This window comes from Rhodophyticola porphyridii (assembly GCF_003688285.1).
Lineage (GTDB): Bacteria > Pseudomonadota > Alphaproteobacteria > Rhodobacterales > Rhodobacteraceae > Rhodophyticola > Rhodophyticola porphyridii.
This window is the reverse complement of record NZ_RCNT01000014.1, coordinates 20767-27919: the sequence shown is the minus strand read 5'-3', so window position 1 is coordinate 27919 and position 7153 is coordinate 20767. Positions and strand designations below refer to the sequence as shown.

At 60.0% G+C, this 7153-nt stretch carries 6 protein-coding genes; all 6 read right to left on the bottom strand.

All coding sequences use genetic code 11. The annotated features are described in order from the left end of the window. Positions 1-209 precede the first annotated feature (209 nt). Positions 210-518, bottom strand: a complete 309-nt coding sequence (locus D9R08_RS19665) for an EndoU domain-containing protein (protein WP_407690620.1) — start codon at positions 516-518, stop codon at positions 210-212. A gap of 56 nt (positions 519-574) precedes the next feature. Then, the gene (locus D9R08_RS18520; protein WP_233557584.1) at positions 575-835 is read right to left on the bottom strand and encodes an RHS repeat-associated core domain-containing protein; all 261 of its coding nucleotides are present in this window, start codon (positions 833-835) and stop codon (positions 575-577) included. A 163-nt stretch (positions 836-998) separates the two neighbouring features. Next, positions 999-2417, bottom strand: a complete 1419-nt coding sequence (locus tag D9R08_RS18515) for an MmgE/PrpD family protein (protein WP_121899609.1) — start codon at positions 2415-2417, stop codon at positions 999-1001. After that, a complete protein-coding gene (locus D9R08_RS18510) occupies positions 2408-3823 on the bottom strand; it encodes an MmgE/PrpD family protein (protein ID WP_121899608.1) in 1416 nt (471 codons plus the stop codon). The genes D9R08_RS18515 and D9R08_RS18510 overlap by 10 nt, the downstream gene beginning before the upstream one ends. A gap of 13 nt (positions 3824-3836) precedes the next feature. Beyond that, positions 3837-5819 (bottom strand): tripartite tricarboxylate transporter permease, encoded by a 1983-nt coding sequence (locus D9R08_RS18505; protein WP_121899607.1) that lies wholly within the window; start codon positions 5817-5819, stop codon positions 3837-3839. A 110-nt stretch (positions 5820-5929) separates the two neighbouring features. After that, complete coding sequence (locus tag D9R08_RS18500; RefSeq protein ID WP_121899606.1) at positions 5930-7018, bottom strand: Bug family tripartite tricarboxylate transporter substrate binding protein; 1089 nt, start codon at positions 7016-7018, stop codon at positions 5930-5932. Between the last annotated feature and the right edge of the window lie 135 nt (positions 7019-7153).

Genomic DNA, 7153 nt, shown 5'->3' with positions numbered 1-7153 from the left:
ATCACCGCCCACACTCGAGCCTCGACGGGCTCACCCCTTGGGAGTATCACAAACGGTCAGAAGAGGACCAAACCCTGAACAGAGCTAACCTATAAACGCGGACTCCAAGGGGAGCAGGTCATATCCCCGCGCGTAGCCTGTCTCAAGCTCAGCGCGCTTTGCGTAGTCGAGTGCTCGTTCCAATATAGCTATCATTTCCCGTTCATTCATTAACGCGGATTCCTCACTACGCTTGGCTCGCTCACCGGCCACCGCGTTCGTATTCCACCATCTGGACCAACCACGACTTCGATTTCAATGCCATCAACGACACCGCCTACGCGAACTCCGCCCGGGGTTCGGGTCGGCCCCCTCACATCACCGTTAGTCGCCACCTCCTCAATCACGCCCAAAATCTCATCATCTGACATGCTTGGAGGAAACTCTGATTTCCCGGGACGCCCTGTCCCCGCACGATGGCCATCACAGGTCCTGTCCCCATCGAGAATATGCTCGGCCCTCCCCTCCGGAAAATGCAAGTCCTCCGGGTTGTACGGACGCTCAAGGTCATCTTTTTCAGTATCATCTTCTTGGCTTACATCGTTTCCATCCCCACTCTGTTCATCGCAACGCCCGTTGCGACCGCCGCGCCTGTTATGAGGGAGGCGCGGATGGCGTTCGCGAGGTTCAAAACGCCGCCTCCGATGATGCCGACCGCACCCCGGGCGGTTTGCGTCGTGCCGCGGGCCAGGTTTCCGTATTGGCCGGCCTGGGTCAACCCACTCGGATCCGTCCAGTTGCACAGATCGTTCTCCACATAGGCGTATAGGTTGAAGTCGCCGGACGCGAAGCCGATGGGATCACGCTGCAGGAACTGGCCGGTAACCCGATACGAGCGAGGTCCGAAGGTCTTCCTCTCAGCCAGCGCCCTCGCGGCCACTGTCATCTATTGGTTATGGGTCCTGGCCCTGGAATAGGCTGTTCGAACAAACGGATGAGCTGGACTGACGCTGTCCCTGCTATACTCCTACACCGCTCAGAAGCTTCACAAGAGAACTGATGCCGGGTTCGTCCTCTAGGGACCTTACCTGCGTTATTGCCTTCTCAGCTCGCTCGCGGGTGAGGACCCTTGCAGCACAATCGCAGAACTTCTCGCCGAGCTCTCCCCAACTGAGCGGATTGCGAGGTCCACCCCGGTAGTGGTCTTCGGAGCGCTGAATGTAGCATCGGCTATCGCGCGTCCAGAGCTCGATTTCGAAGACGATCCGACCTTTTCCAAGCGCAGCGATCTCCGGATCGAGCATGGCTTCGACCTTGCGTTGCAGCATCTGGCATTCCTCGGAGCCGACGAATTCGTCGGAGAATTCGGATAGGCCCGCCGTCCGACGTAGGATGATCGCGGCCATCTGGAATGGAACGCAGAATTTCCCCTCCAACGCAGTCGTCGCATGGTCGATCCTCAAAGGCCCAGGGTTGATGACGTTTGGACCCGTTCGGATGATCACGCGATCAACGTCTTCACCCTCAATGCCATGTTCGATGACCAACGTCTTCATGGCATCCATACCGGGATGACCGACCACGCCGGATGGATAGGGCTTCACCGATGTACCAGGATCGAGCAAAGCCCAAGGCTGTCCAAGGCGATCAAACAGCCGATCCGGCGCGAATCCACCGCCGAAAGCTTCGAAGAAGCCACGTCCGGCTTCGAAGGCCCGTGCGGGTCCGTCGAACCCAAGGCGCGCCAGCCTGGCCGCTGTCACGCCGGTTTCTGAGGCCCGACCCACGTTCAGCGGTTTCGACATCGTGCCGTGATTGACACCAAGCCCCGCCGACATGGTGGCCGCGATCGCGAGCGCGTGGCGGATCTGTTCCTCGTCGAGGCCCATCAGTTTGGCCGCGGTGACTGTCGAGCCGAAGACCCCAATGGTGCCGCTGCTGTGAAACCCACGCCCGCCTGCGAAATGCTCAGGTGCTATGGCCTCGGCGATCTTGACCTGCACATCGAAGCCTAGTGCAAAAGCAGTCAGAAGCTCGCGCCCCGACGCCCCTACGACCTCGCCCACTGCAAGACCGGAACAAAGCGGCTGCATTGTGGGGTGGATGAGGACCGAGCGGTCTTTCTTGAGTGAAAGCGCGGTGTCGTCCCAGTCGAGCGCATGTCCCGCGACGCCATTGGCAAGCGCAACGAGATGCGCAGGCGCCCTAAGACTCCCTGCGCCAAGGGTAGCGGCCTCTTCTTTCCCGGCGATTTCAGTCAGGTAGGATCGAGCAATCTGCGCGCAGGGCTCGGTCGAACCCGCAAGCATGACGCCTGTGCCGTCCACGATGCAGCGCTTAGCGACTTCGACGACATCCTTTGGAAGGTCATCGAAATCAGTGCCTGCGACGAAGTCGGCAATGCTACCACTGACGGTTTTTTCCACGCTCATTTCCATGTCAGTGTACTTCGTTCGAGGCTGGAACTGATAGCGCAGGCGGCGGAAAGGTCCGCCACGGAGAAATCCTCTTCTAGGCACATGGTGATTAGCCGTTCGCCGCCGTCCCGCAGGAGCGGCGCCAAGATGTCTCTGGCCTTCGCCGCAACTTCTTCCGCGCACATCTGATCGTCGGGCGTGCCGCGGACGACTTTTGCGTGGTGGCGACGCTCCTCCCCGTTCGCCATGCGAACGGCGACGATCGACTGACGTTCAGGCTTGGCGTGGGTGAGCGCTTCATCCGAGACGAGGCGGATCTTCTGGCGCAGCGCGAGAATTTCAGGGTCCTGCATCAGAGCGGTGTCGTGTGATGCAGCAAAGCTGACCGGGCCTCGCAATGTCGCAAGCGCAACGAGGTGCTGCGCGCAGACCGCCGGCATGTGTTTATCATCCACGACGTGGATGCGGTTCGAAGGAAGATGCACCACGATCTCCGCGATGGCGTCGGACGGCGTCGGCGTTCGGTCGAAAACCTCGCTCACGGCATCCAGTACGGATTGCAGAGGTGAGCCGACCGACCATTTCTTGATCGTCGAGTGCGCGACCTCGAACCGGCTGCCAAGCCCATCGGTCAGCGCCTCAGGCATCGGGTTTTCGGCATATGCTTCAAGGTAGCTACGTGGCCCGGTCAACGGATGGTCGGGTGCCGTCATACCGGCCTTGGCCAAGAGCGCCGCGAAGACACCGTTCCGCGCACTCTTCGCACCGAAGTCAAACGCCTTTTCAACATGGTCAGGATCGCGGTTCCAGTAGGACAGCCCCGAGGCTTGCTGGACAGTGAAGGACAGAAGCGCCTCCGATTGCTCCGCGGACAAACCCATCAGGGCGCCCGATGACGCCGCAGCGCCGAAGAGCGTGCCGAAAGAATGGGTCGAAAAGTTCGTCGTGCGCGGGTTGGTGAACCCAAGCGCGATCGTGGAGCGTGCCCCTACGTCATAGCCAAGTGCGATGGCACGCAGAAGCACGTCAGACGTGGCGCCGCGGCCCTCCCCTACAGCGAGCGCTGCTGGAACGACGCCACAGCCGGGATGAAACCGACCGCGAACATGGCTGTCATCGGTCTCGTCGGCATGAGCCGCCATGGCATTGGCGAAGGCTGCATATTCTAAGGTGCTCTGCCGAGTGTCACCGAGAAGCGTGGCACCGCGCATCTCGCCCATACTTTCAACGAAGCGGTAGCCGAAGGCACCCGCGGCGAGGAAACGACCCGATAGTATTGCCGCCAGCGTGTCGAGGAGGTGGCAGCGGGTACGAAGGGCGACCGCACTAGGCAGGGCCGCGTCACAGGCCGAGGCGATGTAATCCGCCAAAACAGTTTCGGCGCTTTTTGCGCCCGTGGTCGGATCTGGGTGGGACGGATGGTTCATGCTCTCTCCCTCGTCACTGCAGCGGCCATGGAAGATCGACGCCTAGGTACCCCTGCAAGAGGCCGGTTGGATACCGTAGTGTCAGTTGATCGGACAGGATCCCAAGGAAGAGCACGAATGCAATTGCTCCAAGGGCTGCGAAATGGCTCTTCACTTCCGCCCATTTCCACAGGAACAGGAAGATGAAGAGTGCGATGCCTAGCACGTAGCCGACGAGGGACGAGAGAAGGAGCATCCCCAAGAGCAGGCCCAGAAAAAACTCGGCGGAGCGACATTCATCGCCCGGCGCACCGCTCCCGTGCTCAGCATCGAAGAACGTCGCTCCGGGCGTGCGACGAAACGCCATGTTCAGTCCCAGCGGAACGAGGCAGGCCAGTCCAACGCAGGCGGCGACTGTCGGGTAAAGCCCGGTGAGTTGGTTGTAGGACTGAGCATCCAGGAGGATGTAGAGCGTGAAGGCTACCACACCGGCGAAAAACACCCACTGCGGCCCTAGACCAGTCGATTTGTAGGGGGAGTCCTCTGTCATCGGGTCGTGATGCGTCGTCTTGTAGAACACGGCCGCTGCAACCGACAGGAGAGTCAGGATCAGCAACACGATCACAACGGGACGCTGCAGGAACGTAGCGCCGTAGAGCGCAACCGTCTGATACACGGAGGACTCGACATTCTCGGCAAGAACGAAGCCGATGAGCAGTGCGGGACGCGGCCAGCCGAAGCGCTTCATGTACACGCCGAGTACGCTCAAGAGGAACAGCGCTATTAGGTCACCCCAGCCGCGAGTCGCCTGGAATGCGGCGAAGAAGATAATTCCAAACATGAAAGGGGCGAGCAGGACGTAACGGACGGTGGTCAACTTCGCGATCTGGGGTGCGAGTACAAAGGCAATGCCCGCGCCTAAGACGTTGGCCAGTGCAAGAGACCAGATGATCACATACACAAGGTCCAGGTGGTCAGTGACCATTTCAACGCCGGGATCGATCCCGATGATGAGAAGGCCGCCGAGAAGGATGGCCATGGATCCCGACCCCGGGATGCCGAGAAGCAGCGTGGGGACAAGGGCTCCGCCCTCCTTAGCGTTGTTTGCCGACTCGGGTGCGACAACACCTCGAACGTCGCCGGTGCCGTATTTTTCACGGTTTTTGGTTGTTTGGATGGCGTGGCCATAAGCGATCCAGTCCACTACGCTGCCGCCGAGGCCCGGCAGTGCACCCACGATGCAGCCGATGACGGCGCAGCGCAGCGACAGCCACCAGTTGGACGCCCAATCACGCAAACCCTTGAGCCATCCACTGCCAAGCTTGCCCGTTTGCGAGATCGTCGATTGACGGCGCAGAAGGTCGATAATTTCGGGCGTGGCGAACATTGCCAAACCAACGATGACCAGTGGCAATGGATCGAGGAGATAGTCGGTTCCGAAGGTCGCGCGCTGCACCCCGGATAGCGGCGCCGCGCCGAGCGCCCCCAGCATCAGGCCGAGGGCACAGGCCGCAAGGCCCTTCCAAACATTGATCCCCGTTAGAATACCGACCATCGATAAGGCCAGCACAACGAGCATGAACTGTTCGCCAAATCCGATCGACAAGATGATGGGTTTTGCGGCGACAACGGCAAAAGAAAGGACAAATGCGCCAAAGATGCCGCCGAATAGTGAGGATACAAACGCCGCGGACAGCGCACGGGTCCCTTCGCCGCGCTTTGCCATGGGAAAACCGTCCATAACGGTCGCTTGTGAACCGGAGGTGCCTGGAATACCCATCAACACCGATGGAAAAGTGTCTGACGTAGTCGTGACCGCTGTCAGTCCGATCATCATGGCCAAGGCGGGGGTGGGGTCCATACCGAAGACGAATGGCAGGAGGAGTGCAAGGCCGGCAGTTCCGCCCAGCCCTGGTAGGATACCGACCAAAAGCCCCATCACGACGCCGGCAATCAGTGCGAGCAGCGTCGTAGGATCGGAAAGCTGCGACAGGGCAACAAGGGCAGCGTCAAGCATGAAGGTCCCCAGATCGGAGGATGAGCAGGAATTTCGGTAAAATACCGACACGATCTACTTGGGGTGCCTGCGCCAATCATGTGGCGCAGGCACCTCGACTGGCCATTAAGTCAGTCGAGGGAGGTATCATAGTTCTCCATCAGAAAAGCGTTCGCCCAGTCGCGGACCTCGGGGTCCATGGACGTACCCGCAGCGATCGCACGCTGGGTCTCCGAACCAAAGTTGAGAGGCATTGAGCCCACCTCGCGAGGCAAAGCCGCCACGACCTCGGGATCCTGCAGGACCGCCTGCATTGCCGTGATATAGGCGTCCCGGATGGGGTCCGGAGTTCCAGGCGGCAGCATGATGGCCTTGGATATCATCACCTTAGCGTTCATCAGCGCCTGTTGCAGCTGATAGCCGAGGCCACTCGGCGCTTCGCCGATGGCGGCTTCGTAAAACTCTTGGAAGGTTGGAACATCGGGTAGGTCCGGATCTTCGAGCAGACTGCCGTCCTCGCCGATCACGCCGTATGTCCAGATTGGATTCACGGTCGGGTCGTCACCCCAGTCACCGGTGTAGGATCGGATATTGTCGGTGTTCAGGTTCATTTCGCCGCGCAGGAAAGCGGCTTCCGCATCGGAAGAGCTGAGGCCGAAGATCACCCGTGCGTCGATGCCCAGTAGGTGAAGCGAAACAAGGTCCAGCATCTCGGCCGAAATCGGGGTTTCCAACCCGAAGCGGATGTCCGCGTTGATCAGCGCCTCATGGTCAGCGGCCGGATCTGTGCCGCCCACACCAAGTTCCTCGGTGATGCCGTAGATGGTGGCCCCCCTAGCAAAGCCGGTAATCGCAACCCAATCATTGGGGTCGTATTCCGCGACGTTCGATCCCAGGAGTACGGGCAGAAATGTCGATGTCGAGGCCATGATCAGCGTCGTGCCGTCGTTCGGCGCATCGGTATGGAATGCGTTTGCTGCTGTCACGGAACCGCCGCCCGGCTGGTTCAGTACTATGATGTTAGGGTTGCCCGGAAGGTGTTCGGTCAGCGTGGATGCAAGGAGACGGGTCAAACGGTCAGTGCCGCCGCCTTCGCTGAACGGCACAATCCAGGTGACCGTTTCGCCCTCAAGGCTGAAGTCCTGCGCGATGGAATGGGTCGGGGCGAGCATCGCCGCCGCAGCCATGCCAAGCGCAACGCGCCGGGTGAAAGGTATCATGTGTGGGTCCTCCCTCTATGGCGGCAAGCGGTCCTCCACCACGTCCGCCGGAATTTTGGTAATGCAGATGCTGTCATTCCTTGATAGCTTCCACAAACTCAAAAAAATCAAATATTGATGAGATTTGGGAATATG